Raw genomic sequence first — 25992 nt, 5'->3', positions numbered from 1 at the left:
TAAGCCTGTACTTAGTTTGCAGGACTATTAAATGTATATCCGTATCCGGTGCGATTGATAATATAGTCGCCATAGTCACCGATCTTTTTCCTTAGTCGGGCAATGTGCACATCTACAGTTCTTTCGAGTACAATGCCATCGTCTTTCCATGCTTTATCCAATATGTCGGAGCGCGAAAATATACGTCCTGCGTTCTGCACCAGCAGCACCAGTATGTTGAACTCCGTTTTGGTAAGCTCCACCGGTTTACCGTTTACCGTAACGGTTTTGGTATCGAAGTCGATAATAAGGTCTTTTATTGTGAGCTTGTTATCCGGTGCGGTCTTCGACTGCCCTCCGGTACGTTTGAGTATGCTCCTTACGCGTGCTACTACTTCCTTTATCGAAAACGGCTTGGATATATAATCGTCACCACCTATGGAAAAGCCTGTGAGCATATCGTTTTCGGTATCTTTGGCTGTGAGGAAAATAATAGGGATATTGTTGCCCTCTTTCCTTAGCTGATCGGCAAACTTAAAGCCCGAAATACCTGCCATCATCACATCCAGCAGTATCAGCCTGTGCTTCGGCTGCAATATCTTAGCTGCCTGTTCCGATGATTCGGCGAGGTCTATTTCGTACCCTTCGTTTTGCAGGTTGAACTGTAATATCTCGCGGATATCCGGTTCATCGTCCACTATCAGTATAGATACATCTTTATTGTTTGTTTCCATGTCTTATGTCTTTTCCTTCGGTTAGGTATATGGCTGCTTCGGCAATGTTAGTGGCACTGTCGCCAATACGTTCGAGGTTGTGCGAAATGGAGTTTACATTTATCATGTTCTGTATCTCCGTTTTGCTCAACTTGTTATCGGCAAATGTCTCCTGTAAAGATAAACTTATTTGATGATATAATTCGTCTACTTTGTCATCTTCTTTTATCACCTGATAGGCTGTATGGCTGTCTTCGTTAGAAAATGAGAAAATGCAGTTGCGCAGCATTTCACTCGTGTACTGTACCATCTTGTGTATCATTTTGTTTATCGTCTCAAAATGCGGTGCAGACAGATCGGTCTTTTTCAGGAAATGGATAATGTTGAGCAACATATCGCCTATACGCTCCAGATTGGTGGTAATGTCCTGATAGGTAATGATCTTACGCAGGTCGGCAGCTATGGGATTGAACTGAAAGATAGTGAATACCACTTCTTCGCGCACCTTTATCTCGAGCCTGTCCATGATTATCTCATTCGATTCGGCCTCTTCGTAGAGCGATTCGATTGTATTGTCGTCCAGCAGCTTGGTGGTTATCTGCATCTGTATCATTGCGGTTTTCGACAATAGTTCGAAATCGTGAAGCAGAAGTTCAAGCTGTTTGTTTTTTATATTTGAAGTCATGTTTTTTAATTATGAATTATGAATTATGAATTGTTTGTCCTTAGTCTCCCAAAGGGAGAATGAGCCTCCCCTATGGGGAGGTTGGAGGGGCCGTTAACTGAATACCCCTGTCAAATAATCCTCTGTACGCTTATCTTTCGGCTTGGTAAACATCTGTTTCGTTGTGCCGTATTCCACAAGTTCGCCCAGATACATGAACATCGAATTGTCCGAAAGTCGGGCAGCTTGCGACATATTGTGCGTAACGATTACTATCGTATAATCCTTTTTCAGTTCGAAGATCAGTTCTTCCACTCTGCCTGTCGATATAGGGTCGAGTGCCGAAGTAGGTTCGTCCATCAGCAGCAGTTCGGGTTTCAGTGCCAGTGCACGCGCGATGCACAGGCGTTGTTGTTGTCCTCCCGATAGGAATGTACCTTTCTTTGTCATCGAATCTTTTACCTCATCCCACAGGGCAACGCTACGGAGGCTGTTTTCCACTATTTCGTCCCTTTCCTGCCTGCTCAGCTTCACATTGTTGAGCTTATATCCGGCAATCACATTGTCGTAAATACTCATAGTAGGGAAGGGGTTTGGCCGTTGAAATACCATTCCTGCCAGCCGGCGTACCTTCATTGGGTTCATATCGAATATATTCTGCCCTTTCAGCAGTATTTCGCCTGTAGTCACTATGTCGGGATAGAGTTCGTGCATGCGGTTGATCGCCCGCAGCAGCGTACTCTTGCCACAACCCGAAGGTCCCATCACAGCAGTTACCGTATTGGGATTGATAATCGCGCTAACGTTGTTCACTGCGTTTTTACCCGGAGTGTACGATACCGAAACGTTTTTCAGTTCCAGAATATGCTGTTCGTTCAAATTTACTGTATTTTCCATTTTTTTGCTATACTTTTTGCGAAAAGATTGATACCCAATACGAATAGCAGAAGCAGTAGTGATGAAGACCACACCAGATCTGCGAGGTTAGGGTCGTTATAGAACTCCCATATCAGCAGCGAGATGGCGCTGGTAGGGTTGGTTGCATCCCAGTTTACCGTTGCTGCGCCCAGAGCCGTAACCAGTAGCGGGGCTGTTTCGCCCATCACACGCGATACGGCGAGCAACGATCCTGTAAACAATCCGCTGAAAGCCGATGGGAGCAATATTTTCAATACCACTGTAGTGTATGATCCGCCGAGTGCCAGACCTGCTTCTTTGAGCGAAGCGGGCAGCATCTTTATACTTTCTTCGGTAGAGCGTATAATCATCGGCAGCATCATTATCGCCAATGCCACACTACCTGCCAGTGCCGAATAGCCCGACATGGGTATTACCACCCAAATGTAGACTACTACCCCGATAACGATGGACGGTATGCCCTGCAACAGATCGCTGAGGCTGCGTACAAGGCTTGCTGTCTTTTTCTTCGGATTCTCGGCTAGATATATCCCTGTCATTATCCCCACTGGTATGGCTATAACGATGGCTATGGCCAGTATGAGCAGTGTTCCCGTAATACCGTTGAGTATACCACCGGGTATAGGGCTATCGCTGATGCGTGCCAGCATGGCTTCCATAGAGGTAGGTGCAACTTCGGTAAACAGGCTCAGATTGAATTGCTTGTAACCTTTTTTTACCAGTTCCCACAGTATGAGGAAAAGCGGTATCATGGTAACGGCAGATAAAGCGCATACTCCGAAGAAGAATATCCTGCTCTTGGCAAGGCGATATGCCACCCCCTCCGAACCTCTCCCAAAAGGGGAGACTGGGTTCTTCCTGCCGGAAGAAGTTGGAGAATTATTAATTATTTTCATTCTTTGTTTAGTAATAATCTCTTTGTCATTGTGGCTTTGCCGACTCCCCTCCATTTGGAGGGGGTGGGGGAGGTGAACATTTTCATAATGTACTTGGCTACAAAATTGATCCCCGCTGTAATAAGGAACAACAGCAACCCGATAGCCATCAGCGAGCTTAGCTTCAATCCGCTGGCTTCGCCAAACTGGTTGGCTATGATACTCGCCATAGAGTTTCCTGTGTCGGCAAGGCTTGTCGGTATGTTATTCGTGTTTCCTATCAGCATAGTTACAGCCATAGTTTCACCCAGTGCGCGCCCGAATGCAAGTACATAGGCTGCAAATATTCCCGATCCGGCCACAGGCAGATTTACGGAGGTGATTACTTCCAGCCGGGTAGCCCCCAGACTGTATGCTCCTTCCTTGAGGTCGTTGGGAACCATAGCGATGAACTCGGTACTGAGCGACGATGCGTATGGTATGATCATAATAGCCAATACGATAGACGACAGCAGTACGCCAAAACCCTGATCGCTGACACCCATGTCGATAAGAATCGGGCGCAGGGTATAAAACCCCCACAACCCGTAAACTATGGATGGTATGCCTGCCAGCAGGTCGACTACCGAACTTACTATGGTCGATATTTTCTTGTTTCGGAAATATTCACCGTTGAACAGTGCAACCGATAATGAGAATGGAATACAAAACAGCAGGGCGAGTATAGAAGTCAGCATTGTGCCCGCTATGAACGGCAATGCTCCGTATTCGTCGTTGCGCGAATCCCACTCGGTAGATGTTATAAAATTCAGTATTCCGAACTCTGAGAATGCCCCGATACTCTTGCTTACCAGCCCGTATATGATTCCTGCGGTGAGCAGGATGATAAGGCAGGCAGCGATGAATAATACCGATTTGAATATTTTATCCCGAAGCCCCTCCAAACCTCCCCGAGGGGAGGCTTTTGTAAGAGTATCTGTTTTTGTATTTATCATTTGTTTTTCTTGCTTCAAAAGTCCCCCTCCGGGGGATTAGGGGGCTACTATTGTTTGACTGTCATACGTCATGGATTCAATGATTGCTTTTGTTTTTTCTACAGCAACGGCAGGAAGTGGTGCATAATGTGTCTTGGTAGCAGTCTCCTGTCCTACATTGCTGATTATGAAGTTCAACAGGCCTTTCAGTGCCTGTGCCTGAGCTTCTGTACGGTTGTTATAATTTTGTTCCTTGTATGCAATGATCCATGTAAATGTGCTGATCGGGTAAGCTTCGGGGTTCGGCGAATTGGTGATTACCACGCGTGTATCAGCTGGTATGTCTACATTTGCCGAAGCAGAAATGCTGTTGGCGTCTGCTGCTACGAAGTTGCCTGCGCTGTTTTGCAATAGTGCCGATGACATATCCAGAGCAAGGGCGTACTCTGATCCGATGTATCCTATTGCACCTTCTGTTTCGGCAATGATGCCTGCTACTCCCGGATTACCTTTTGCTGCGATTCCCTCAGGGAATTTAAGTGACTTGCCTTCACCGATTTCCACTTTCCATACTTCATTTACTTTCGACATGTATTCCGAGAATACCGATGTAGTACCGCTACCGTCCGAACGGTAGACTGGAGTTATCTTTTTATCGGGGAATGTTATTGTCGGGTTCAGTTCTTTCAGGCGTGCATCGTTCCAGTTGGTTATTTTACCCCTGTATATGTCCGATATCAGTTCGGCGGTCAGTTTCAGGTCGTTTACGCCTGTCAGGTTGTACGATAGCACCACGCCGCCCAGTGCGGTAGGGATGTGTATTACATCTGCACCCATTTCCTGCAATTCTTTGTCTGATAGGAATACATCTGTTGCGCCGAAGTCTACCGTTTTGTCTTTCAGACTGCGGATGCCGCCGCCACTGCCGATGGCTCCGTAGGTAACGTTGCTGTTTGTCTTGGCATATTCTTTAAATACTATATTGTAGAACGGTGCGGGGAATGTGGCTCCTGCTCCCGAAAGTGACGCTTCTTTTTTTCCACACGAGCTTAATGCTACGATAAGTGCTGCTGCTGCGAATAATACTGTTTTCTTCATTTCCTTATGCTTTTTAATTTTGATGCAATATTATTGTGATATTATAACAAACAGACTAAGGATATGTTACGAAACGGTTAAGAATTAAAAGATAATTGTTTTCTTTGTACAGAAACAAACTCTAAAAACTATATCAGATGTATAAGTTGCTAATATTTATACTGTTAATCCCTCTCAACTCATTGTTTGGTCAGGACGGAAAAGAAATTCAATCCAAGTATCCGAAATATGTAGGGGATATCGAATTTGATGAAAAAACTGACAGGAAAGATTTTGAACTCAACTTGGAGAAACGCATTTATCAGTATTTTAATCACTTCGACAACGGCTTGGAGTATGAAGGGGAAAAACTGGCAATAGAAAAAGAATTTGCAGCTAAATACAAACCGGAAAAGATTGAGAACGAAACAGGGCTTATCAGAATCAATTTTGTAGTAAACTATAAAGGTGAAACCGACAGGTTTCGTTTAATTGCGATGGATGAAAATTATAACGAAAAAGTTTTTCCACAGTCGGTTACATCTCAGCTTATGGATATAACAAAAGGTCTGAAAGGTTGGAAAATACAACGAAGTAAAGATGCTGAGGTAGATTATTATCAATATTTGATCTTTAAAATACAGGATGGACAACTGATAGAGATACTGCCATGAAAAATATTATATACATACTTCTGATTTTCCCGTTTTGTCTGTCTGCACAGCCAAACTGTAATGCCTATCTGTTCGATGGCGATACCTTACAATACAAAGCCTGTATAGAAGCGGAAAAAGCAAATGGATATTATCAGTTTCAGCGAGAATTTCAAGAAATATTCGACAATGCGATCGACATCTGTCCGCATTTTGCCTATGCGTACAGAAGTAAATCGGTCGCATATCTCAAGAGCGGTGATTTCGTAACATGGAAGAAGTTGATAGACAAAGCAGTGGAGCACGATGCAGAGGAGAATCTGGGGTACAGGGGATGGTGTCGATTTCAGTTTTTTCGTGATTATAAGGGTGCAATTCAAGACATTGAAAAACTCGAAAGCTTAGTGAAATACGATATCGGTAGCTCCGTTAATGGACACTATCATTTGCATATAGCAAGAGGAATCTGTTACAGTGCAATCAACCAGAAGCAAAAGGCAATAGAAGTGTTTAATAATCAACTGAATGCAAAGGGTTATTCGGCAGGATTATATGACTATTATCAGTTGGGGGTAACTTATTACGAAGTGGGAGACTATGAAAATGCGTTGAAAGCGTTTGAAAAACAGAGCGAAGTAAATGAACTGGCAGATAATGCTTATTATAAGTGTAAGATTTACAAGATATCGGATAATAAGGATGAATACCGAAGATATAAAGAGCAGGCGTTGAAACTGCTTGCCGAGAACAAAAGAATGTTCGATCCTTATACGCATCATTACAATAATGTATATTCAGAGATGATTATTAATGAATAATTGTTTTATTATTATGAAACACAGGATTCTTATATTATTGCTTATTCTTTCCGGTATTGTTTCGCTGGCTATAAGCTGTGATGGAGTTGCGAAGGTTAATAGGACCGGATTCTATGTAGAAAACAGATTGGATAAGGATGTTTATCTGGTTCCCAGTTTTAATTATCCGGATACAACATTATTTTTCACAGCGAATAGAGATTCCATATTGGCAAACAATATAATAGTACCATTCTCTAAATCGGGGATGCAATACAAGATTTCACTGAAAGACAGTCCTCACGATTTCAAATTCGAAGATACTATCCTGATATTCATTTTCGATAAAGAGTTATTTATTGCTAATGATTTTCAGATGTATGTCGGTGGAAATAATTATCTGAGAAGGTATAAATATTCTGTATACGATGTTGTACAACGTGATTTTAAACTTATAATAGAATAATTTAGTATGAAATCTTATATTGTATATCTGATAATCTGTACTCTTCTGTCAGTTTTTTATTCCTGTCGGGACGAACGCAATCCCGAAGAAGAACGAACAAAATGGATTGGTTTCTATAATGATAATAAGGCGGACTATGCCCGGTTTGTTGATTTTCTGACAAAGAATGAAGACCGTTTTGAAAAGACAAATAGCATGACGATACTGTATTCTAATAGGGGAGAACATGATACTATTACAGATGCTTTGAAGTTGCAGTTACAGGAGTTTGATGATTTGAAGCTATTCCATCGGATTTATTACTTTGACAATTATATAGAGTTTACAGTAAATTTTCAATGCTTTTCGCATATAGATAAAGAATATAAAGATCTCTATATTTATTCATATAATGGCTTACTGCCAGCTTCGTATGCGAATTATCCCCATAAGGAGAAAATAGATAAGTATTGGTGGTATGTAGTATATCAAGGTGCTTTCTTTTGATAAGGGATATTCATTGTCTGTCTTTTAGTTGCCTCCACTTTTAAGTGGGGGGAGATAAAGGAAAATAAAGAAAAAGGCTTTAGCCAAATTGTTTTGGATTAAAGCCTTTCTATATATAGCAGTTGTTTTCTACAGGTTAAACTCCACATTAACAAACAAATACTGTTCCGACCGTCCTCTGTCGGGATTGATATTGCGGAAGTTCGGCGCTATCTTCAGCTGTTTTAGCGGAGTAAATTCCACGCCTAGCATCATCAGTTGCCCATCGCCACTGTTCCACGCAGATGTGAAACCGGCCGGAGCAGACGAATCGGTGAGGTCGTAGCGGGCAAATGTGCGCCACTTCTGAGCCAGCTTTGCCGATGTGTAGAACGAATACCCAAAATAATCTTTCTTCTCTATAAAGCCCTTGTTGTAGATGCGGTTGTACTCAGCACCCAGCGAAATCCTCTTATTCTGATAGCCTGCAAACACCGACAGAGTGTACTGGTCTTTGTATCCGGCTTCGGTAATACCTTCGGGCAGGGCATCGTACTGGTTTTCGTCCTTGTTGTATATGTCTGCATACACACGAAATGTAGTATTTTCGATAGGGTGCAGGCTTATCCCTGCCGCATAGCGCATATTGTTGTCCTTCCTTATTCTTTTATTGCCCTCACCATTGGTAATGCTGAGATCGGCAGACACATACCTGTTGAAATCGTATTGTGCCGTTACCCCCAGATCGACACTCGGTGCCATCTTGTTCAGGTCTTGAAACGATTTCATCACATAGCGGTGCATCCAGTAATCTTCCTGTGTGCTGAACTGCATCAGCCCCGTCAGCCCGGCATTGATAGTTAAACCCTTGTCACTCCATCGTACAAAAGCATTACGCAGATATACTTCCAGTCCGTCAGACGATGTTTTTCCCGCTGCACCGTCTATCACCAGTTGTGCCTGTAAGGTGCGGGTGATCTTATAGTTATAACCCAGTAAAGCTCTGGTAATATCGAATCCCGATTCGTTGTTGACGTGACCGAATCCGGCGCTGTAATCCATAAAACTGCGGGCGATGATTTTTCCCGATGGCTTGAAGGCGATGGAATCCTGAGCATAAGACGTTGATCCCATTAAGGTTACGATGCAGATAAAAGTGATAAGTCGTTTCATTCGGTGTTTTAAAAAATATACGGCAAAGTAAAGCTTAAAGATTTAAAAACAGAAACGTTGTATCGTTAAGTTTAGGTTAAGAAGCTGCTACGATGAATGTAATAAGTAAATTTATGCGCATTAGTTGCCACGACTTTTAAGTCGTGGATAATTAGTAGAATCGGTAGTGACTTTAGTCGAAGTTGTTTGGCTAAAGCCTTTCGTCAGCATTACTTTATCTCCTCCACTTAAAAGTGGAGGCAATTAATACGCAGGCAGCAAAACATATAATTTCAAATGCTGATTGGCATAATTTATATAAAATTAAAATGGTTTCTTAAACCGAAAGCGTATTTTTGCTAACTCATACTATTAGTCCGTACACATGAATGTTCTGAAAAACTATGCGTTCACCCTGCTATTGCTCTGTGGAATCCTCATCGGAGGCGTCTGCGGCATTGTATTCGGTGAAGAAGCATCAGTCGTAAAGCCTGTGGGCGACATCTTCCTCAATATGATGTTTGTCCTTATCGTACCCCTCGTATTCTTTAGCGTATCGTCATCGGTCTGCAACATGAAGCAGTCCAATATGGTGGGTCGGGTGATAGGCAACATTATATTCGCATTTCTGCTTATGGCAGTCGTAGCAGCAGTTGTAGCCTATCTGTTTACGTTGCTCTACAATCCGCTCGGAGACGTAGACCGTTCGCAGGTGATGCGCGAATTGCCTCAGCAACCTGTAAGGCTGCTCACTTCGGCAGAGATATTTGTTAATACATTCACTGTGTCCGATTTTCAGTTGCTGTTTACTAAATCAAACTTGCTGCCCCTTATCATATTTTCGGTATTCTTCGGACTGGCAACAGCTTTTTCGGGGGAGAAAGCTAAGCCTGTAGCCGATCTGCTGAATGCGGCTACCAATGTGATCATAAAAATGATGGGCATCATCATGATGGCTGCACCTATAGGACTTGGCTGTTACTTTGCCGATACGGTGGGTAAGCTGGGCGGGCAGATACTTAGCGGATACATGCACGTATTCATCCTTTATCTGCTGCTTACGGTCTTTAGCTTTGTGGTGCTCAATTCGCTGTATGTATTCTTGGCAGGAGGGAAAAAGGGTTTTATCGCCTTCTGGAAAAATATGGCTACCCCTTCGCTTATGGCTATTGCCACATCGTCGAGTGCAGCCTGTATTCCGGTTAATATAGAAGCATCTAAACGCATGGGCGTGCCTGCAAACATTGCCGAAACGGTAATCCCTCTGGGGACGAACATACACAAAGACGGTTCGGTAATGGCCGGTATCATCAAAGTTATATTCCTGTTTTCCATATTCGGGCACGAACTCACCGGCTCGTCCAATGTATTTATGATCATTGGCGTTGCCCTGTTGGTAGGTGCAGTGATGGGTGCTATTCCAAGTGGGGGGATGACGGGCGAATTGCTTATCTGCTCCGTTTTCGGATTCTCTCCGCAGTTAGCAGGTACGCTTATGATTATCAGCACCATTGTCGATATTCCGGCAACGTTGCTCAACTCTACGGGCAATGTAGTATCGGCGGTACTGGTTACACGATTGACGGAGGGTAAGGATTGGATACATAAACATCTGATATCGGATAAAACATGATTGTAGCGGTAACAATATTACAGATAATTATCTTTGCCGGATGGATCATAGGTACTATCTGGCTTTACTTCGATTGTCGTAAAAAAGTTGAATTGCTTACCGAGAAATATAATTTCAACTTCCCTTTCAGATGTAAAACCTGCTCAACAGAAAAAGAATATACCTTCAGGGAGTTTCTCAAAATAATAGCCAAACCCCGTAACGAAGTATCGGGCGGAGCGTCATTTTCCATTCCGTTGGGTTCTTTGTCGGCGAGCCGTACTATTTATAAAGAATACCGATTTCTTTGTCCGCAATGCAATCAGAAGCGGTGGCAGATAATGCTGCTCGACAAGATGGAAGCGGATAAGAAGAAGAGTGGAATGGACAAAGAGCATAAAAAGATTATGATTACTTTTATTGCTAAAGCATTTGCCTTAGGTATATTTGCAGTGATCGGAATGACAATACTGATGACAATAACAGATAAAATAACAGCATTATAAGGATCTGTTTATTGTAAGCGCATTAATTGCCACGACTTTTAAGTCGTGGGTAATTGGCAGGATAGGTGTTGACTTTAGTCGAAGCTGTTTTGGCTAAAGCCCCTTACTGATATCACTTAATCTCCTCCACTTTTAACTGGGGGCAATTAATTTGTAAATAATAAATAGAATATAATTCTATTAAATATAAACTCTAGTTTCTAATATAGATAATTTATAATGAAATCATTAACGAGCATTTTACTCACAATATTTCTTCTATTCACAAGCTATACCCATAGCCAGACATCATTAATAACCGACCTGAATAAATTATATGAAATGACCGACCGTCAGTTTACCGACTTGCGTCACCGCCCTGCACCCGTAATAGGTGTATCGGCTGCGCGCGGCAGCAATGGCGGAACTATCGTTTCGGGTACTTATATACAGGCTATACTCAAGGCAGGAGGTACTCCGGTGGTTATCCCCGTAATGACGGACGGAACGGTGCTTCGCGACATCGTAAAGAATATAGATGCACTGGTGATGGTGGGCGGCGATGATGTGAATCCCTCGTTCTATAAAGAGAAAGCGATACCGAAAGTAAATGAAATAGATTCGGTGCGTGACATTTACGACCTTGTGTTGCTCAAGCTGGCTACCGATCGCAACATACCCGTATTGGGCATTTGCAGGGGCGAACAGCTTATAAATGTAGCCTTTGGCGGTACGCTCTATCAGGATATTCCTTTGCAGGTGAAGACCAGTAACATCAAGCACAAGCAGACCGAATCGCGCGAGTTGGGAACGCATACCATCTCTATCGAAAAAGATTCGAAACTGGCTTCGATACTTGGTGTCAGCAAATACAAAATCAACTCGTACCATCATCAGACAGTAAGGAAAGTAGCTCCCGGATTTCGTGCGGTGGCAAAGTCGCCCGATGGCATCATCGAGGCGATAGAAGCTTACCCCGACCGTTCGATACTGGGCGTACAGTGGCATCCCGAAAGCCATGTGGCGGCAGGCGATACTACTATGCTGAAGCTCTTTAAGTTTATAGTAGGCGAAGCAGAAACTTTCCGTAAGGCAAAGGAATTGCACAAACAAATGCTTTCGGTCGATACCCATTGCGATACACCGCTGGAATTTAAAAAGTCAGGCTTTGATATCGGCAAACGTGAAAGCAACCAGGTAAATATTCCGAAAATGGAAGAAGGTATGCTCGATGCTATTTTCTTTGCGGCTTATACTGCGCAAGGCGCTCGCGATGCTGCTTCTTCACAGAAAACTGTGGACAAGATAGAAGGACTGATAAAAGGCATACATGCCCAAGTGGAGAATAATAAAGATATTTGCGGTATAGCCTATACTCCTGACGACCTCATCCGCCTGAAACAGGAAGGAAAGAAGGCCATCTTTATAGGTATAGAGAACGGATACGGCATAGGAAAAGACATTGCGAACATTGCCCGTTTCAAAAAAATGGGCGTGAACTATATCACATTGTGCCATACCAAAGACAACGACATTTGCGATACTTCGAGTGCCAACACACACGAATGGAACGGGTTGAGTCCTTATGGCAAAAAGGTAATTGCCGAAATGAACCGTCTCGGTGTAATGATAGATGTGTCGCACGCAGGTGAAAAGACATTCTGGGATGTGATAGAACTGTCTGCCCAACCGATCATTGCTTCGCATTCGTCGGTGCAGGCACTGTGTTATCACGACCGTAACCTCACCGACAAGCAGATGCAGGCAATAGCCAAAAACGGCGGTGTAGTGCAGATTTGCCTTGTAGACCTTTTCATCAATAAAAACCGCGCCAAGGCCAGCCTGACAGATGCCATTGGGCATATCGACCATGCTGTACGCGTGGCAGGTATCGACCATGTAGGTATCGCTTCCGATTTCGACGGGGGTGGGGGACTGATCGGTTGCACCGGCAGCAACGATATGATAAATATCACTATGAAACTTATCGAACGCGGATATTCGGACGAAGATATAACCAAACTGTGGGGAGGTAACTTTCTGCGGGTGATGGATACAGTGCAGAAAGCAGCGCAGGAATGATTATTTTAGGTGATAATTTCCCATAGTTCCGTATTTTGAGTATATTTACTCCATAATATGGACGGAAAAGACAGAGTTCTGTTCATCACAAACTATAAAGAGATTATGAGAAATATATTTATAATATCCTTAATTATCAGTGTGTTTATGTGCTGCTCGTCGCGGCCTAATTACTTTTCTAACTATTACACCGGACAATATACGGGGCTCGATACGCTTATAGATATACAAGGCTACTATGTGAGCCCTTTTTGCGATTCGTCGGCATATTATATGGTGATGTTTTACAACAACGGGCTGCTACTGAACGCGAGGACATCCGACCCCGACAATAAATATTTTGTGGAGTGTTTCAACGGGCAACATGAAGACGAAAACTTTGAATGGGGCTGTTACGAGATACACGGCGATACGATCAAAACACAGACCTGTCTCGACTATGGGCCTGTGTACGGCGCATATACCATCTTCCGCGATTATCTGATCGGAGCCGACAACAAGCTGCAACAGATATCGGACTATTTGCTCGATGATGTGAAAAAGCAATACCTCAACAAGTGGAAATACGGTAAATCGCAGTTCTGCCAGCCGAGCTCTTTCCATCCGTTAGCTTCCAAGCGCGATTCGTCAGACTGCGAGTTGTTGAAAAAGAAATGGTTTTATAAGAAAGATAAGATATAGGTTTAGATTTTAGATAATGCTGTATTCCAAACTCTCCATCGGCAAAGATTTCTAAAAACTTTGCTTGTGAATATAAGTAACTGTTTAAATTTGACCGAAAATATTTCATATAGCTGTTTCAGATTATTCTTTGGCTCTTATTTTTATTCTTTCTTCTCTATTTTCTACTTTCCACTCTTGGTTTAGCTTGCTAAACCTACGAATAAAAAGAAAAAAATATATTTGAAATAATACAAAATAAGAGTGCCAATCAAATTTAAACAGTTACTTAAACTTCGGGCGGAAAGTATAGTCTATATTTGTAAAGGGAACAGCCCCTCTTAATCTGCCCGAGGGGGAGAAACAGGGACAAAAAACTACGATTATGAATAGCATACTATCCTATATCCGTTCTAAATCCCCTGCAACAAAAAGATCAATTATATCCCTGACCAGCCATCTACCTGCGTCATTTCGTCCTGTACACGTAATATATCTGTTACAGCTACTTTCGGTTCTATTTTTATCGCTTTTATTGCATCCACTAACATTTCGTTATTTAGAGTTGATGGGCTAGTAATGGCAGGTAATTCGCCACCTGCCTCAAAGTGTTTTCTGAATGGCGGTTCATAGCTTTGCCACGGTTTGGAAAAGAAGCCGTTAAGGTCATTGGGCTTTAGCTCCCTGCGCTGTGAATTAATATAGCGTACTAGTCCCAGATTCTTGGATGTAGATTCGCGATTCACGACATACTCGCCCCCTTCTACTTCTATATTTGTTCCCTCTATACGCATACCACCCTGTGAGTGGCGTTTGCCATTGAGTAAACCTCCATCTTCGAGTTTTGCAAGCTGCTTACTCATTACCGCTACCTGAATGGCACCCGCAGCTCCTACCAAAGCTGCCATAATAGGCCCTATGATAGGTCCTAACGACCATGCTTTAGTCACTCCCAATGCTGTATTGGAAACGCCTTGAATAATCTGCTGGGAGATCTCAGATTTCTTCGTCTGTTTCTCTTTCTTGGCTACTTCTTTTTCTGACTTTTCTTTTTCTTTAGCCAGTTGTGATTCCTGCTGTGCCAGTTGCTTGTTCTTAGCCATCTCGTGATCTATCTGCTCCTGCAAGATCAGGGAACGGCCTCCGCGTGCATTTTTGGCTTGTTCTTCCAGTTCATTTAAGCGGCTGCTACTCTCTTCGCGCTGTTCTACTACTTCATCATACTTTTCGGTGATGGCATCATATTTTTCTTTGGCTTCTTCTAATTCGTTGGAAAGGATGGAATTCATTCCGCTAAAAATGGCGTTGACTCCTGTCATGATAGCATCTACGTGCTTTTGCAGGGTTTCGTGTATTCCTTTCCATTTATCCTCGAATGATACTGCTGTGTTGTCGGTGCTTTCTAAAATGGCTTCATTGGTCGATTGGGTGGCATTGGCAAAGGCTGCCATCGATTGTTGCGCCTCACTCAGAAGTTCGTCTTTACGGTCATTAAACGATTCGGTACTCAACAGGCTTTTTTGTTGAAAAAATTCTTGTTCGTTGAGTTCGAGGTTGCTTTGTTCTCTTTGCTGTCTGAGTTTTCGTTCTGCTTCAGCATTTCCCAATTCCTCCATTTGTTGTTGGAAGAGTTGCTCATTTTGGATACTATCATTTAGAAGATTATCATAATTGTTTTTTAGATCTTCTTTAAAATTTTCCGGACTATTATCTTTCTTTTTAGGCGTATTATTGATATCACGGAATTGACCTCCAATACGGGTTCCTCCTCTTTCTTTGTCGAAATAGAAAATTGGTAATTCTTGAACAGGTGACAAAGCAGGAGCTTCCTGATATTGTTTGTTTTTAGAAAAATCATTCACTTCAGAAACAACATCGTGAAATTTACTTGCATTATCTATTAATGTACTCCCCATTAATTCACTGTTTTTCACAGCGATGTCTAAAAGCATCTCATAACCACCTTTCAATAGTGTTTTTGTGTATTTTCTAAGTACAGTATCAAAGTATTCCAGTTTACTTGCATCCTTACTTTCAACTTCAAATTTATATTGAAGGTCTTTAACTAAGGCATTAAGAGCCGGATCAGAAGTATTCTCTTCAATATCTGCTAATATCTTCTTTAAATCAGCCAAACCCTGCTCTATATCTGTTCCATAAACGTCTGCTATTTTCTGTACACCTTCCATATACGCATTTTCACTTTCCTTTTGCCATCCACTATTTGTCATTATATTTTTTATCCAAAAAGTAAACTCAGATCTGGCATTAGCATAATTATCCTGATGTTCAAAGAATTCCGATCTGGCATCTGCTTTTAAATCCGATATATTTTTTTGTGCATCAAAGACAGCTTGTGTCAGTTCCCGATGTACACCGTCTAAAGAGGCAATATATTCTTCCATCTTCTTAATATATTCCTCATCCCCTTCTTTTCTTTTATCTTCCGAGTAATACATTTGCCCTGTCATAGAAGACGGAATTGTGGGTGTTCCTTTGCCTATTCCTTTAAAAGGCTCTACTATTGCAGCTTTAAGGACACCGGCTTCTCTTGCAGCAGCGTTTAGCACGAGGTTAACCAGTCCATCAACATCACCAAGAGCTTTCATTTTTTTATCTGCTTCGTAGAGACGTTTTTCTTTGCCTTCTTTTTTTTCTTCTATACTATATTCAAGAGTATTGTTCAGTTCTGATATGTCAGGAAGAACCTTCCTGATAAATTTGTCAGTATTAGTACAAGAAGCCTTTACTTGATCAGTATAAGCGTTGAAGTTTTTAATAGAATCTGCCAGTACTTTAGAATCTATTATTGGTAATTGATTAAAAACATTTTCCAGATTGGAAATATCATCTCTTAGTTTCTTCGGATTTGTCAGTATTTGAGTCTTATCGTTTACTTTGATATTGACCGTTAAATCTCTTTCTTTTCTCATAATTGTTTTATTATTATAATTTATAAAATATCTTTGTCTTTACTATCTAACTTTTTAGTTGAAAAAAGGTATGGAAAAACACTGGTTTACTCAGTTTGCTTTGAGGTGGCTTTATGGTTTAATATTTTGCTACCCCCCAGAAAAACCTCATAAAGCAATTATAGCCTTAGCATATATTTATACTATTTTTTGCATAGTTGGATTAATTTTTGTCGCTTATATTATGTGTACTTACGAGTAGTTTTATCATATAGATAAAGTTGTCTGAATTTCATCAAGGCTGGTTTTTTATTAACTTTGCTTTTTAATTGAAAAATAAATGAAAGCACTAAGATTCATAATTTATCTATCCTTGATTTTTGTATTCCTTAATTGTCAAAACATTAAAAAGGATGAAAATTTCCGATACGAATTTGAATATAACTCGTTAGTGAATGGCGATAATGTTGAAAATGTTCAGGTTGTTGATGTGATGGTAGCAAATAATATCAATCGTGCTTATACTTATGAGCTAAATATGTCGGACATTATTCAGATGAAGACCGAGATTTTTCCTGACAATTTTAATAAGTTTTACAATACAAGATATGAGAATGTTGATAACAAAATCATAATAACAAAACGATTGATAACCAGTCGGAAAAATGAGTCGGGAAAGACTGATATTGAAAATTCTATTATAATGTATGAGTCTGTTTCTGACTTTCAAGGAGATCGTTGGCTGGAAGTTACTTATTATGGGGAAGACCATTTTTATGATAATGATTCTACATATATCTATTACAAAAAAGATGAGATAAAAAAACATAAGAAGGGCAATGGGAGAACTGTAGATACAACAATACTTTTTGATGAAAGGGGTAACAAAATAAAAGAAGAGATAAACAGCAACAGAGATGGGCTGACTACCATCTCATATGAGTACGACAGTCTTAATCTTATGGTAAAGATGCACATCGTTAAGCCCAATAATAAGCCCACTACTTTTACTTATGTGTACGAATCAGATGAAAATAACAACTGGATAGAACAGAAAATGATGGACGAAACAGGCACTTATATATTGGGTTTTGTAAAGCGTATTATTACCTATAAAGATTAACTACTCTTCCAAGAATCCGTATTTTAAAGAATAATCCTCTGCCTGTGAAAAGATACGGTATGTAAAAACGGGAATCAGAATAACAGCCGGAATCAGAATAGCCGATGCACAAAAGACATACCCCAGTATGGCTACCCCCCCTATATAATCATGTTTCTTCATTACAATACATTGTATTCCCATAATAAACTGGAAGAAGAGACTGACGAAAATATATACAAGAACAATACTAGCTGCAAGGTCTGCATCTGCATCCGAAACAACACTTTCAACTAAGCCCATACTGTTGTAACTATCAACGTATGTTGCATTTATGAAAATATAGTATATAAAAGTAACGAAAGAAAGCAGTACGCATAATATGATACAAATCATACAAATACGAGACAATCTGAATTTACTAAAGTTTCTGATGTATACGTAAAAACAATACATATTAATTAAAAGGACTATTACAGTAGTTACAGACAGAACACGAAGAATGTATGTCAGTATGCCGGATGGAAAATAATAACTATATTTTGAAGACATAAAATAGGTGATACCAAAACCCAAAACGAGAAATAGGAATATAAGGGGAACTATCTTTGCTAATCGAAAATTCTGTTTTTTCAGTTTCGGCCTGATTATGTCAATGTCGAGATCGTAGCTTTCCATAAATTTTATTTCACCACCAAAGATATACAATTAATATATCCTGCCCATAAAAATCACAATTACAATTTTTCATCTGTCCTTCAGACACAAATCTCCGAAATGAAAGTTTGGAACTCATAGCTGCTTTCCCACTCCCCCAATCCAAATATTAAAATGTCACATAACATACAATAATTACGCTCTTGCACCGCTTTTTTAAGCTTTAAATTTCCTATATTTGATGTCGGTTAAAACAAAATAGAATGAAACATATATTTCTTTATCCGATACTCATCACCCTGTTTCTGTCATCATGTGCTAAACAACAATACGTTATATCGTCCATACAGGGCGAGTACATTACCGTAGGGCAGGCTGCGCATCCCGACCCGAAGATGGTGGCGCTGGTAGACAGCTACAAAAAGCAACTCGACGATAAGATGAACCGCGTGATCGGATATGCCGAACAATATATGGATAAAGACCGCCCCGAAGGACTTCTCAACAATTTTACATCGGACGTACTGCTGCACCTCGATAAGAAATATACACAAGGACAGGACATCGATCTCAGCTTTGTGAATATCGGCGGACTGCGCGCACCCATTGCCGACGGTGACATTACGGTAGGCGATGTGTTCAGTACCTATCCGTTCGAGAATGCACTGGTAGTTGTTCGCCTTAAAGGCAAGTACCTCAACGAAATATTCGAATCGTATGCACGCCTGCCCGGAGGCATTTCGTCAACCGGACGCCTGCTGATAAAGAATAAAAAGCTGATAGACGCCAAAGTGAACGGACAGCCTGTAGATGCGAATAAGATATATACCATCGTTACGCTCGACTATCTGGCCGAAGGAAACGATGGCATGGACGCGCTGAAAAAAGCCGAGTCGGTGACACAGACCGGAGCCACCCTCCGCGACTATATCTTAGACTATATCGCAGCCGAAACGGCCAAAGGCAACAAGATAAAAGCCCAACTGGACGGACGTATCGCCGAACAATAAAAATCAGATAAAAAACGAATAAGCAAATGAGCCGGAAATATATATATATCCTTTTACTCGCGGGGCTTTCTTCTACAGCCTTCGCACAGAAGAAACTGACCATATTGCATACCAACGATACCCACAGCCGCATAGAAGCCATGCCCATGTCGGACAAATACAATCCCGGACAGGGTGGCGTGGTCAACCGCAAGGCTATAATAGACAGCGTAAGGGCTGTGGATAAGAACGTGCTGCTGGTAGATATCGGCGACTTTGTGCAGGGTACGCCATACTTCAATGTGTTTAAGGGCAGGGCAGAGGCTGGTATGATGGACAAGATGAAGTACGATGTAGGCACTATCGGCAACCATGAGTTCGACTATGGACTGGACACTATGAAAATGATATTCAGCCTGCTCGATTATCCTATCGTGTGCTGCAACTACGATTTCTCAAAGACGGTGCTTGCCGGTAAGGTGAAACCATACGTCACACTGAAAAAGGGCGGAGTAAAAATCGGCATTATAGGCATAGGTGTGAAACCCGACGGACTGATACAAAAAGACAAATATGAAGGAATGGAATTTCTGCCCGTTGTGGAAACCGTAAACCAATATGCAGCCCATCTCCGCAAGAAAGAGAAGTGTGACATTGTTATCTGCCTGTCTCATATCGGCTACACTTCCGACAAGGAGCTTGCCGATAAATCGCACAATGTAGACGTGATACTCGGCGGACATTCGCATACATTCATGAAGCAACCCGAGATCCGTAAAAATCCGGAAGGAAAAGATGTCTATGTTTATCAGGCAGGCAGAAACGGAGTTGTGATAGGAAAAACAGAAATAGAGTTAACCAAAAAGAAGAAATAGAAATTAAGTAGTAAATTGCTTCCACTTTTAAGTGGAGGAACAAAGGGTACAAGGAAGCTTTATCCAAAAAGGATTTGACTAAAGTCTTTTAATTGAACAAATAGATAACCTCCAGCTAAAGCAGGAGGCAATTGAAAAAGGATAAATATAATATTTATGCCATATGTAAAAGTCTATATCCACTGTGTATGGAGTACAAAAAACAGGATTCAGATGCTCCAAACAGCAGATGTTAGGAATAAGCTATGGCAGCATATAATTGAGAATTCAAGGAATAAAGGTATTTTTATTGATACAGTCTCGGGCTATTCAGATCATTGTCATTGTATAATATCATTAAGTACAGATCAGTCTATTCAGAAGGTTATTCAATTAATAAAAGGAGAATCTTCATATTGGATAAATAAGAATAGATTGACAGAGCAAAAGTTCGAATGGCAAGATGAGTATTTTGCACTGTCTGTTTCGGAATCAATGATTGAAAAAGTGAGAGGATATATAATGAAGCAAGAAGAGCATCACAGGAAAAAAACATTCCAGGAAGAATTCGATGAGTTTATAGCAAAATATAAATTTTAGTTAATTGCCTCCACTTTTAAGTGGAGGAACAGAGAGTAAAATAGAAGGGCTTTAGCCAAATAAGAAATAGAAACATAAAAACTAATACTATGAATAGTTTGAAAATCCGGTTAATCGTTATGAACTTCTTCCAGTTCTTCGTTTGGGGAGCATGGATGATTACAATCGGCAATTATTGGTTCAGCACAAAGCACTGGCAGAGCGAAGATTTCGGTATCATATTCTCCACTATGGGTATCGCTTCCATCTTTATGCCTACGCTGTGCGGTATCATTGCCGACCGTTGGATAAATACCGAGCGCCTGTACGGAATACTGCATATACTGTGCGGACTCACCTTCCTGTCGTTGCCGATGGTAGACAATCCTACGACATTCTTCTGGGTGATACTGCTCGCCATGATTTTCTATATGCCTACACTGGCCTTGTCCAACTCTATAGCATATAGCGTACTCAACAGTAATAATCTGGATACAGTAAAGCACTTCCCGCCTATCAGGGTGTGGGGAACCGTCGGTTTCATTGCTGCCATGTGGCTCACCAATCTGACGGATAATAAAGCTTCCGAGAACCAATTCTATATAGCCGGTATCACAGCCATTGTGCTCGGACTGTATGCTTTCTCCCTACCTAAATCGCCACCTCAGAATACGGCGAGCAAAGGCAAGTCGCTTACACAGTTGCTCGGACTCGATGCTTTCAAGTTGTTCAAAGACTATAAGATGGCGCTGTTCTTCCTGTTCAGTATGTTGCTTGGGGCAGCTTTGCAGCTTACCAATGCCTATGGCGATACTTTCCTTGACGATTTCAAATACACTTATCCCGACTCATTTGTAGTTCGTTATTCTACTATCATATTGTCTATATCGCAGGTATCCGAAACCCTGTTCATTCTGGCAATACCGTTTTTCCTGCGCCGCTTTGGTATAAAGACAGTGATGTTGATAAGTATGCTGGCATGGGTGCTTCGTTTCGGGCTGTTTGCCTTTGGCAATCCGGAAGGCGGCTTGTGGATGATTATCCTGTCGTGTATCGTTTACGGCATGGCATTCGACTTCTTCAATATTTCCGGCTCGCTGTTTGTCGAAAAATCGACAGATTCGAAGATCCGCTCATCGGCACAGGGCTTGTTTATGATGATGACAAACGGTTTTGGTGCTGTATTGGGTAGTTGGACTAGCGGAATGCTTATCGGTCGTTTCTTTACCGCAGCCGATGGTATGAAAGACTGGCAGTCCATTTGGCTCTGCTTCGCGGCTTATGCGTTGGTAGTGGCTGTTTTGTTCGCTATCTTCTTCAAGTATAAGTATGTGCCTGAGGAGGAGAAGTGAAATTATTTATTAATCAAATGGAATAAACATATGGGTGAAGAAGTGGGAGTTATTCTTTTGGACAAACCTGACCTTTTTAAATGGTTGGAAATATTAGAAAAAGAGAGAGAGGCTCTAACTCAGAATCAAGGTTCATCGGAAGATTATTTTACAATAAAAATAGAAAACTTGAAAATATCCGATACTAAGCATTCTTTTATTGTCCTTATTGCATGTCTGGTTGAATATATCCATCAGTTAGGTTATAAGACTAAATTAGTTTTTGATGATTATGATTTTTATAAGTTAATAATTGATACTATAAAATTAGATCAATATTATAGGTTCGGAAATAAAAATTACATTGAGGCAGAGGACGATACAATCCTGAATTTGTGGAAAATAATAAAAGAAGAGAGTATCGAATATGTAAATAACGCTACTTCTTATCTCAATAGAGAATATTTTGAGGATTATGACCTGACAACGCTTAAAATAGTATTGGATGAATTGTTCTGTAATGTAGCTGATCATTCCAGATGTGAAGCAATTGCATTTATTTATTTAGAATATAGTCCAGATTCAAAAATAATAAGTTGTGCAGTATGTGATTTTGGTTTAGGTATTCCAAAAACTTTAAGGAATGCTTATCCGGGGAAATATACTACTGATGTAGATGCGTTGAATGATGCTATCAAGCTGGGTATTACAGCACGATCTACAGTTCAGAACAGAGGATTCGGATTAGATAATATTTTGTCGAATATAACAACTGATGATAAGTTAAGAATTATTAGTAATAGAGCAAGTTTAACATGCTGTGATAGTAAGGATAATATAAATTCAATACCTTTGCACTTTAATTTTACAGGATCATTAATTTATTTTGAAATTCATACAGATTCTTTCCCTTTAAGAGAATTTGATGAAGGAGATGTAACATTAGAATATTAGAAATAGTATGATTGTAATTAGTTTATACGGTTTATTATTAGATTCAGATTATAGAGAAAGTGGTAAAGCTGTCTTAAATAAGGCTGTTGAGGCTATTGATGAAAATGAACTTGTTGTAATAGATATGGATAAGGTGGATTCTGTTCCCACTATTTTTATGAATGCCAGCTTTGGACCTCTTATAGATAAATATGGTGTTGATAGAATTAAAAAGTCATTACGTTTCAGAAATGTACTGAAATCTCAGGTAGAAAGAATATCTAAATACTTTTCAGATTATCAAAAGATAATAGACTTAAGCAATATATAAAATCAAACTGAATTATATTTTTAGAATATAACTATCGAAAAGATTATCAGTAAGATATAAATAAGATCAGTATTTAGATAGTGTTAAAATATATGAAATAATACAATAAGGGGCTATGAATAGGATTAGCAAAATTTATAAAAAATATGTTTTATAATATGTTTTTTTATTTGGCGAGGTTCCATAATTGTAGTTCCTTTGTATCGATAACCAAACAATCTTTATTTACCTTAAAGCCTAATACCTAATTAACTCACACATAAGAGGAAGTTTCTGTTCAGAAGCTTCCTCTTATGTCGTTTATAGCTTTTGGAATTTCACAGCCGTCCAGTTATCTTTTTCGGTATTGTAACAGAACGATAATCCGTTCTGAGAGCACACTTCCGTTATGGCAGGTATGTCTTCTACATAGAAGCCGCTCATATACAGATACCCGCCCTTGTTGAGCACAGCCGTATATGCAGGTATATCGTTGAGCAATATATTGCGGTTTATATTAGCCAGTACAATATGGTATGTCTCATTTCCCAGCAATTCAGCCCCGCCAATCTTCACTTCTACATTGTTTATATTGTTTATCCTCAGGTTTTCCATCGCATTGTCGTAAGCCCACTGATCTATGTCGATAGCCATGATAGGATCGGCACCTCGCATCGATGCCAGTATAGCCAGTATGGCCGTTCCAGTACCCATGTCGAGTACCGATCTGCCATTAAAATCATCTTTCAGTATTTCCCTTATCATCAGCTCGGTAGTTTGGTGATGACCTGTGCCGAAAGCCATTTTCGGATCTATGAATATATTGTAGTCGTACGTTGCCGGTACTTTGTGAAATGTACTCTGTATAATGCACTTATCGTCTATAATCAGTGGCTGAAAATAGTTCTTTTCCCATTCCTCGTTCCAGTTCTGGTCTTCTATAACTTTGTATGTATAGATAATTTCGGCTTCGACAGGAAAATCGCTTAACAGGGCATCCAGTTTGGCAGCATCGAACAAACTGCTTTGAATATATGCCGTAGTACCGAACTCGTCTTCCACGAAGCTTTCGAATCCGATTTCGGCTATAGTTGCCGACAATACGCTGTTAACGATCTCATCGTTAGGAGTGCAGATAAATTTTACTTCAATATAGCTCATAATATATATAATGTTTTCTGCAAAAGTACATATTTATTTAGATATGCTATTTTAATATATCTAATATCTGTGCAATAAATATTTTAACATAAAGAGGCAGGATTGTTAACTTATTTTTACTTCATGGGCTGTGTTTTGTTAAAACATATAAGGTGATTAAAAGCGAATAAGGAAATCCGATTGCCGTACTTTTATATATCTTTGCCATATAATTGATATAGACTTTATGCAAGAGCAAAATCATAAGGATGGTGATAAGGCGGGTGTATTGAAGATCAACTTCATACTGCCGTTCAAGCCGCGCCGCCCTGCCGGAGGATTCAGGGTAATGTATGAGTATGCTAACCGGTTGGCTCAGAAAGGCTATAAAGTACACCTTACCTTTCCTATAGAAACTCCTTATATGAAATATCGCCTGCCATACGTGGTGAGGCTGATCTTGTCAAAACTGGAAGGATTCAAGCGCGATAAGTGGTTCGAATTCGAGCCGTCCATTACCATGTCGTATGTGCCGCAGGTGAAAGACAAATATGTGGTAGATGCCGATGTGGTGATTGCCACATGGTGGTCTACTGTACTGGAAATGGGAAAGCTAAGCAACAGTAAGGGCAAAAAGCTGAACCTGATACAGGGCTTTGAAAACTGGGAAGGCAATGAAGATCTCCTGTACGAATCGTACAATATGCAGAATACTGTAAATGTAGTGGTGGCCTCTTATCTGAAAAGTATAGTGAGGGAGCATACCGATAATCGTATCGAACTGATCGAAAACGGTATAGACAATACAGTGTATTATACAAAATACAGAATAGAAGACCGCAATCCGGCTACTGTGGGCATGACATATTCTATACAGGAGATAAAAGGATCGAAATACGGGCTTGAGGCATTGATGCTGGTAAAAGAAGAAGTGCCGGAACTACAGGTCGAGATTTTCGGCATATCGCCCAGCCCCGAAGGGCTGCCCGGCTGGATCAGATATTACCGCAGCCCCGAGAATCTCCGTAAGGTGTACAACCGTAATGCTATCTTTATTTCCAACAGTTTCACCGAAGGCTTCGGGTTGGTATCGGTAGAGTCTATGTTCTGTGGCTGTGCATTAGTGTGTACCGACATAGAGGGGCATCAGGAATATGCCTTCGACGGAAAGACCGCCTTGCTGGTAGATGTAAGAAACTCCCGCCAGATGGCTGATAAGATTATTTTCCTCATACGGAACAACGATTACAGAATAAATCTGGCACGTAGCGGAAACAAATATGTACAACGTTTCAGATGGGAAAATGCTATCGAGAAAATGGAGAAAGTGATAAGAAGTCTTTGACGAACAATCGGGTTATGTTTTATTAACAGAATAGTTCACTTTTGCGATGAACCATTTCTAAAATACAGTTGTTAATATTATGTGTTTTTCATAGTATTAGATTTTAAGGTTAACAATAAAGATTGGTTGTCGTGATGACAACCTTTTCTTTTAAACAGTTACTAAAGGTTACACGTAAGGAAATCAGACATATTATATCCTCTACAAATACTGCTATTTCTCTTGTTATCAATAATATCTATCTCTCATTGTGTAAAAAAAGTCATAA

At 40.6% G+C, this 25992-nt stretch carries 26 protein-coding genes; 16 read left to right on the top strand and 10 right to left on the bottom strand.

What is annotated here, in order from left to right; all coding sequences use genetic code 11:
- Window positions 1–11: 11 nt before the first annotated feature.
- From M2448_RS11075 to pstS, 6 genes are all read right to left on the bottom strand, one after another.
- Window positions 12–713, bottom strand: coding sequence for a response regulator transcription factor (locus tag M2448_RS11075; protein WP_280646877.1), 702 nt, complete (start codon window positions 711–713; stop codon window positions 12–14).
- On the bottom strand, window positions 697–1377 hold the full coding sequence (phoU, locus tag M2448_RS11070; RefSeq protein ID WP_280646878.1) for a phosphate signaling complex protein PhoU: 681 nt from the start codon (window positions 1375–1377) through the stop codon (window positions 697–699). Before phoU ends, M2448_RS11075 begins: the two co-directional genes overlap by 17 nt.
- A gap of 93 nt (window positions 1378–1470) precedes the next feature.
- Complete coding sequence (pstB, locus tag M2448_RS11065; RefSeq protein ID WP_280646879.1) at window positions 1471–2253, bottom strand: phosphate ABC transporter ATP-binding protein PstB; 783 nt, start codon at window positions 2251–2253, stop codon at window positions 1471–1473.
- Entirely contained in the window at window positions 2238–3170 is a 933-nt protein-coding gene (pstA, locus tag M2448_RS11060) for a phosphate ABC transporter permease PstA (RefSeq protein ID WP_280646880.1), read from the bottom strand. The genes pstB and pstA overlap by 16 nt, the downstream gene beginning before the upstream one ends.
- Entirely contained in the window at window positions 3167–4144 is a 978-nt protein-coding gene (gene pstC / locus M2448_RS11055; RefSeq protein ID WP_280646881.1) for a phosphate ABC transporter permease subunit PstC, read from the bottom strand. Before pstC ends, pstA begins: the two co-directional genes overlap by 4 nt.
- A gap of 36 nt (window positions 4145–4180) precedes the next feature.
- Window positions 4181–5221: a phosphate ABC transporter substrate-binding protein PstS gene (pstS, locus tag M2448_RS11050; protein WP_280646882.1), complete on the bottom strand. Its 1041-nt coding sequence runs from the start codon at window positions 5219–5221 to the stop codon at window positions 4181–4183.
- A 137-nt stretch (window positions 5222–5358) separates the two neighbouring features.
- On the opposite strand from pstS, the gene M2448_RS11045 reads away from it, so the two are divergent.
- From M2448_RS11045 to M2448_RS11030, 4 genes are read left to right on the top strand one after another with little or no spacing between them, the layout of a single operon-like run.
- Window positions 5359–5874 (top strand): hypothetical protein, encoded by a 516-nt coding sequence (locus M2448_RS11045; protein WP_280646883.1) that lies wholly within the window; start codon window positions 5359–5361, stop codon window positions 5872–5874.
- Window positions 5871–6671, top strand: coding sequence for a tetratricopeptide repeat protein (locus M2448_RS11040; protein ID WP_280646884.1), 801 nt, complete (start codon window positions 5871–5873; stop codon window positions 6669–6671). Before M2448_RS11045 ends, M2448_RS11040 begins: the two co-directional genes overlap by 4 nt.
- A gap of 13 nt (window positions 6672–6684) precedes the next feature.
- Window positions 6685–7116 (top strand): hypothetical protein, encoded by a 432-nt coding sequence (locus tag M2448_RS11035; RefSeq protein WP_280646885.1) that lies wholly within the window; start codon window positions 6685–6687, stop codon window positions 7114–7116.
- A gap of 6 nt (window positions 7117–7122) precedes the next feature.
- A complete protein-coding gene (locus M2448_RS11030; RefSeq protein WP_280646886.1) occupies window positions 7123–7602 on the top strand; it encodes a hypothetical protein in 480 nt (159 codons plus the stop codon).
- Window positions 7603–7731: 129 nt separating this feature from the next.
- Here M2448_RS11030 and M2448_RS11025 read toward each other — a convergent pair whose 3' ends face one another.
- Entirely contained in the window at window positions 7732–8754 is a 1023-nt protein-coding gene (locus tag M2448_RS11025; RefSeq protein ID WP_280646887.1) for a hypothetical protein, read from the bottom strand.
- Window positions 8755–9118: 364 nt separating this feature from the next.
- Between M2448_RS11025 and M2448_RS11020 the strand changes: the two genes are divergently transcribed.
- From M2448_RS11020 to M2448_RS11005, 4 genes are all read left to right on the top strand, one after another.
- Window positions 9119–10366, top strand: coding sequence for a dicarboxylate/amino acid:cation symporter (locus tag M2448_RS11020; protein WP_280646888.1), 1248 nt, complete (start codon window positions 9119–9121; stop codon window positions 10364–10366).
- Window positions 10363–10851: a hypothetical protein gene (locus tag M2448_RS11015; RefSeq protein WP_280646889.1), complete on the top strand. Its 489-nt coding sequence runs from the start codon at window positions 10363–10365 to the stop codon at window positions 10849–10851. Before M2448_RS11020 ends, M2448_RS11015 begins: the two co-directional genes overlap by 4 nt.
- A gap of 219 nt (window positions 10852–11070) precedes the next feature.
- Window positions 11071–12912: a gamma-glutamyl-gamma-aminobutyrate hydrolase family protein gene (locus tag M2448_RS11010; RefSeq protein WP_280646890.1), complete on the top strand. Its 1842-nt coding sequence runs from the start codon at window positions 11071–11073 to the stop codon at window positions 12910–12912.
- 105 nt (window positions 12913–13017) lie between these two features.
- Window positions 13018–13593, top strand: a complete 576-nt coding sequence (locus M2448_RS11005; RefSeq protein ID WP_280646891.1) for a hypothetical protein — start codon at window positions 13018–13020, stop codon at window positions 13591–13593.
- A 419-nt stretch (window positions 13594–14012) separates the two neighbouring features.
- Here the strand turns inward: M2448_RS11005 and M2448_RS11000 are convergent, their stop codons facing one another.
- On the bottom strand, window positions 14013–16505 hold the full coding sequence (locus M2448_RS11000; protein WP_280646892.1) for a hypothetical protein: 2493 nt from the start codon (window positions 16503–16505) through the stop codon (window positions 14013–14015).
- Between the two features lie 319 nt (window positions 16506–16824).
- Between M2448_RS11000 and M2448_RS10995 the strand changes: the two genes are divergently transcribed.
- On the top strand, window positions 16825–17607 hold the full coding sequence (locus tag M2448_RS10995) for a hypothetical protein (protein WP_280646893.1): 783 nt from the start codon (window positions 16825–16827) through the stop codon (window positions 17605–17607).
- Here M2448_RS10995 and M2448_RS10990 read toward each other — a convergent pair whose 3' ends face one another.
- Window positions 17608–17889 (bottom strand): hypothetical protein, encoded by a 282-nt coding sequence (locus tag M2448_RS10990; protein ID WP_280646894.1) that lies wholly within the window; start codon window positions 17887–17889, stop codon window positions 17608–17610.
- Window positions 17890–18506: 617 nt separating this feature from the next.
- On the opposite strand from M2448_RS10990, the gene M2448_RS10985 reads away from it, so the two are divergent.
- From M2448_RS10985 to M2448_RS10960, 6 genes are all read left to right on the top strand, one after another.
- Window positions 18507–19253, top strand: a complete 747-nt coding sequence (locus M2448_RS10985; protein ID WP_280646895.1) for a 5'-nucleotidase C-terminal domain-containing protein — start codon at window positions 18507–18509, stop codon at window positions 19251–19253.
- Between the two features lie 26 nt (window positions 19254–19279).
- Window positions 19280–20107 (top strand): metallophosphoesterase, encoded by an 828-nt coding sequence (locus tag M2448_RS10980; RefSeq protein WP_280646896.1) that lies wholly within the window; start codon window positions 19280–19282, stop codon window positions 20105–20107.
- 156 nt (window positions 20108–20263) lie between these two features.
- On the top strand, window positions 20264–20686 hold the full coding sequence (gene tnpA, locus M2448_RS10975) for an IS200/IS605 family transposase (protein WP_280646897.1): 423 nt from the start codon (window positions 20264–20266) through the stop codon (window positions 20684–20686).
- Between the two features lie 89 nt (window positions 20687–20775).
- Window positions 20776–22017, top strand: coding sequence for a nucleoside permease (locus tag M2448_RS10970; RefSeq protein ID WP_280646898.1), 1242 nt, complete (start codon window positions 20776–20778; stop codon window positions 22015–22017).
- Window positions 22018–22047: 30 nt separating this feature from the next.
- On the top strand, window positions 22048–22950 hold the full coding sequence (locus M2448_RS10965) for a hypothetical protein (RefSeq protein WP_280646899.1): 903 nt from the start codon (window positions 22048–22050) through the stop codon (window positions 22948–22950).
- Between the two features lie 7 nt (window positions 22951–22957).
- Entirely contained in the window at window positions 22958–23260 is a 303-nt protein-coding gene (locus M2448_RS10960; RefSeq protein WP_280646900.1) for an STAS-like domain-containing protein, read from the top strand.
- Between the two features lie 300 nt (window positions 23261–23560).
- Here the strand turns inward: M2448_RS10960 and prmA are convergent, their stop codons facing one another.
- On the bottom strand, window positions 23561–24400 hold the full coding sequence (prmA, locus tag M2448_RS10955) for a 50S ribosomal protein L11 methyltransferase (protein WP_280646901.1): 840 nt from the start codon (window positions 24398–24400) through the stop codon (window positions 23561–23563).
- Between the two features lie 226 nt (window positions 24401–24626).
- On the opposite strand from prmA, the gene M2448_RS10950 reads away from it, so the two are divergent.
- Entirely contained in the window at window positions 24627–25724 is a 1098-nt protein-coding gene (locus M2448_RS10950) for a glycosyltransferase family 4 protein (RefSeq protein ID WP_280646902.1), read from the top strand.
- The last annotated feature ends 268 nt before the right edge of the window (window positions 25725–25992 follow it).

The sequence above is a fragment of the Dysgonomonas sp. PF1-14 genome (assembly GCF_029892965.1).
In the GTDB taxonomy this organism is placed as follows: domain Bacteria; phylum Bacteroidota; class Bacteroidia; order Bacteroidales; family Dysgonomonadaceae; genus Dysgonomonas.
This window is presented reverse-complemented; position numbering and strand designations above follow the sequence as displayed.

Coding starts and splice junctions, on each gene's coding strand:
- M2448_RS11015 (WP_280646889.1), top strand. CDS start 10,363: ATGATTGTAGCGGTAACAATATTACAGATAATTATCTTTGCCGGATGG.
- M2448_RS10965 (WP_280646899.1), top strand. CDS start 22,048: ATGGGTGAAGAAGTGGGAGTTATTCTTTTGGACAAACCTGACCTTTTT.
- M2448_RS11010 (WP_280646890.1), top strand. CDS start 11,071: ATGAAATCATTAACGAGCATTTTACTCACAATATTTCTTCTATTCACA.
- M2448_RS11005 (WP_280646891.1), top strand. CDS start 13,018: ATGAGAAATATATTTATAATATCCTTAATTATCAGTGTGTTTATGTGC.
- M2448_RS11020 (WP_280646888.1), top strand. CDS start 9,119: ATGAATGTTCTGAAAAACTATGCGTTCACCCTGCTATTGCTCTGTGGA.
- M2448_RS11040 (WP_280646884.1), top strand. CDS start 5,871: ATGAAAAATATTATATACATACTTCTGATTTTCCCGTTTTGTCTGTCT.
- M2448_RS10985 (WP_280646895.1), top strand. CDS start 18,507: ATGAAACATATATTTCTTTATCCGATACTCATCACCCTGTTTCTGTCA.
- tnpA (WP_280646897.1), top strand. CDS start 20,264: ATGCCATATGTAAAAGTCTATATCCACTGTGTATGGAGTACAAAAAAC.
- M2448_RS10995 (WP_280646893.1), top strand. CDS start 16,825: ATGAAAGCACTAAGATTCATAATTTATCTATCCTTGATTTTTGTATTC.
- M2448_RS10970 (WP_280646898.1), top strand. CDS start 20,776: ATGAATAGTTTGAAAATCCGGTTAATCGTTATGAACTTCTTCCAGTTC.
- M2448_RS10960 (WP_280646900.1), top strand. CDS start 22,958: ATGATTGTAATTAGTTTATACGGTTTATTATTAGATTCAGATTATAGA.
- M2448_RS11035 (WP_280646885.1), top strand. CDS start 6,685: ATGAAACACAGGATTCTTATATTATTGCTTATTCTTTCCGGTATTGTT.
- M2448_RS10950 (WP_280646902.1), top strand. CDS start 24,627: ATGCAAGAGCAAAATCATAAGGATGGTGATAAGGCGGGTGTATTGAAG.
- pstB (WP_280646879.1), bottom strand. CDS start 2,253: ATGGAAAATACAGTAAATTTGAACGAACAGCATATTCTGGAACTGAAA.
- pstS (WP_280646882.1), bottom strand. CDS start 5,221: ATGAAGAAAACAGTATTATTCGCAGCAGCAGCACTTATCGTAGCATTA.
- pstC (WP_280646881.1), bottom strand. CDS start 4,144: ATGATAAATACAAAAACAGATACTCTTACAAAAGCCTCCCCTCGGGGA.
- M2448_RS10980 (WP_280646896.1), top strand. CDS start 19,280: ATGAGCCGGAAATATATATATATCCTTTTACTCGCGGGGCTTTCTTCT.
- M2448_RS11030 (WP_280646886.1), top strand. CDS start 7,123: ATGAAATCTTATATTGTATATCTGATAATCTGTACTCTTCTGTCAGTT.
- M2448_RS10990 (WP_280646894.1), bottom strand. CDS start 17,889: ATGGGCTTAGTTGAAAGTGTTGTTTCGGATGCAGATGCAGACCTTGCA.
- prmA (WP_280646901.1), bottom strand. CDS start 24,400: ATGAGCTATATTGAAGTAAAATTTATCTGCACTCCTAACGATGAGATC.
- M2448_RS11045 (WP_280646883.1), top strand. CDS start 5,359: ATGTATAAGTTGCTAATATTTATACTGTTAATCCCTCTCAACTCATTG.
- M2448_RS11075 (WP_280646877.1), bottom strand. CDS start 713: ATGGAAACAAACAATAAAGATGTATCTATACTGATAGTGGACGATGAA.
- phoU (WP_280646878.1), bottom strand. CDS start 1,377: ATGACTTCAAATATAAAAAACAAACAGCTTGAACTTCTGCTTCACGAT.
- pstA (WP_280646880.1), bottom strand. CDS start 3,170: ATGAAAATAATTAATAATTCTCCAACTTCTTCCGGCAGGAAGAACCCA.
- M2448_RS11000 (WP_280646892.1), bottom strand. CDS start 16,505: ATGAGAAAAGAAAGAGATTTAACGGTCAATATCAAAGTAAACGATAAG.
- M2448_RS11025 (WP_280646887.1), bottom strand. CDS start 8,754: ATGAAACGACTTATCACTTTTATCTGCATCGTAACCTTAATGGGATCA.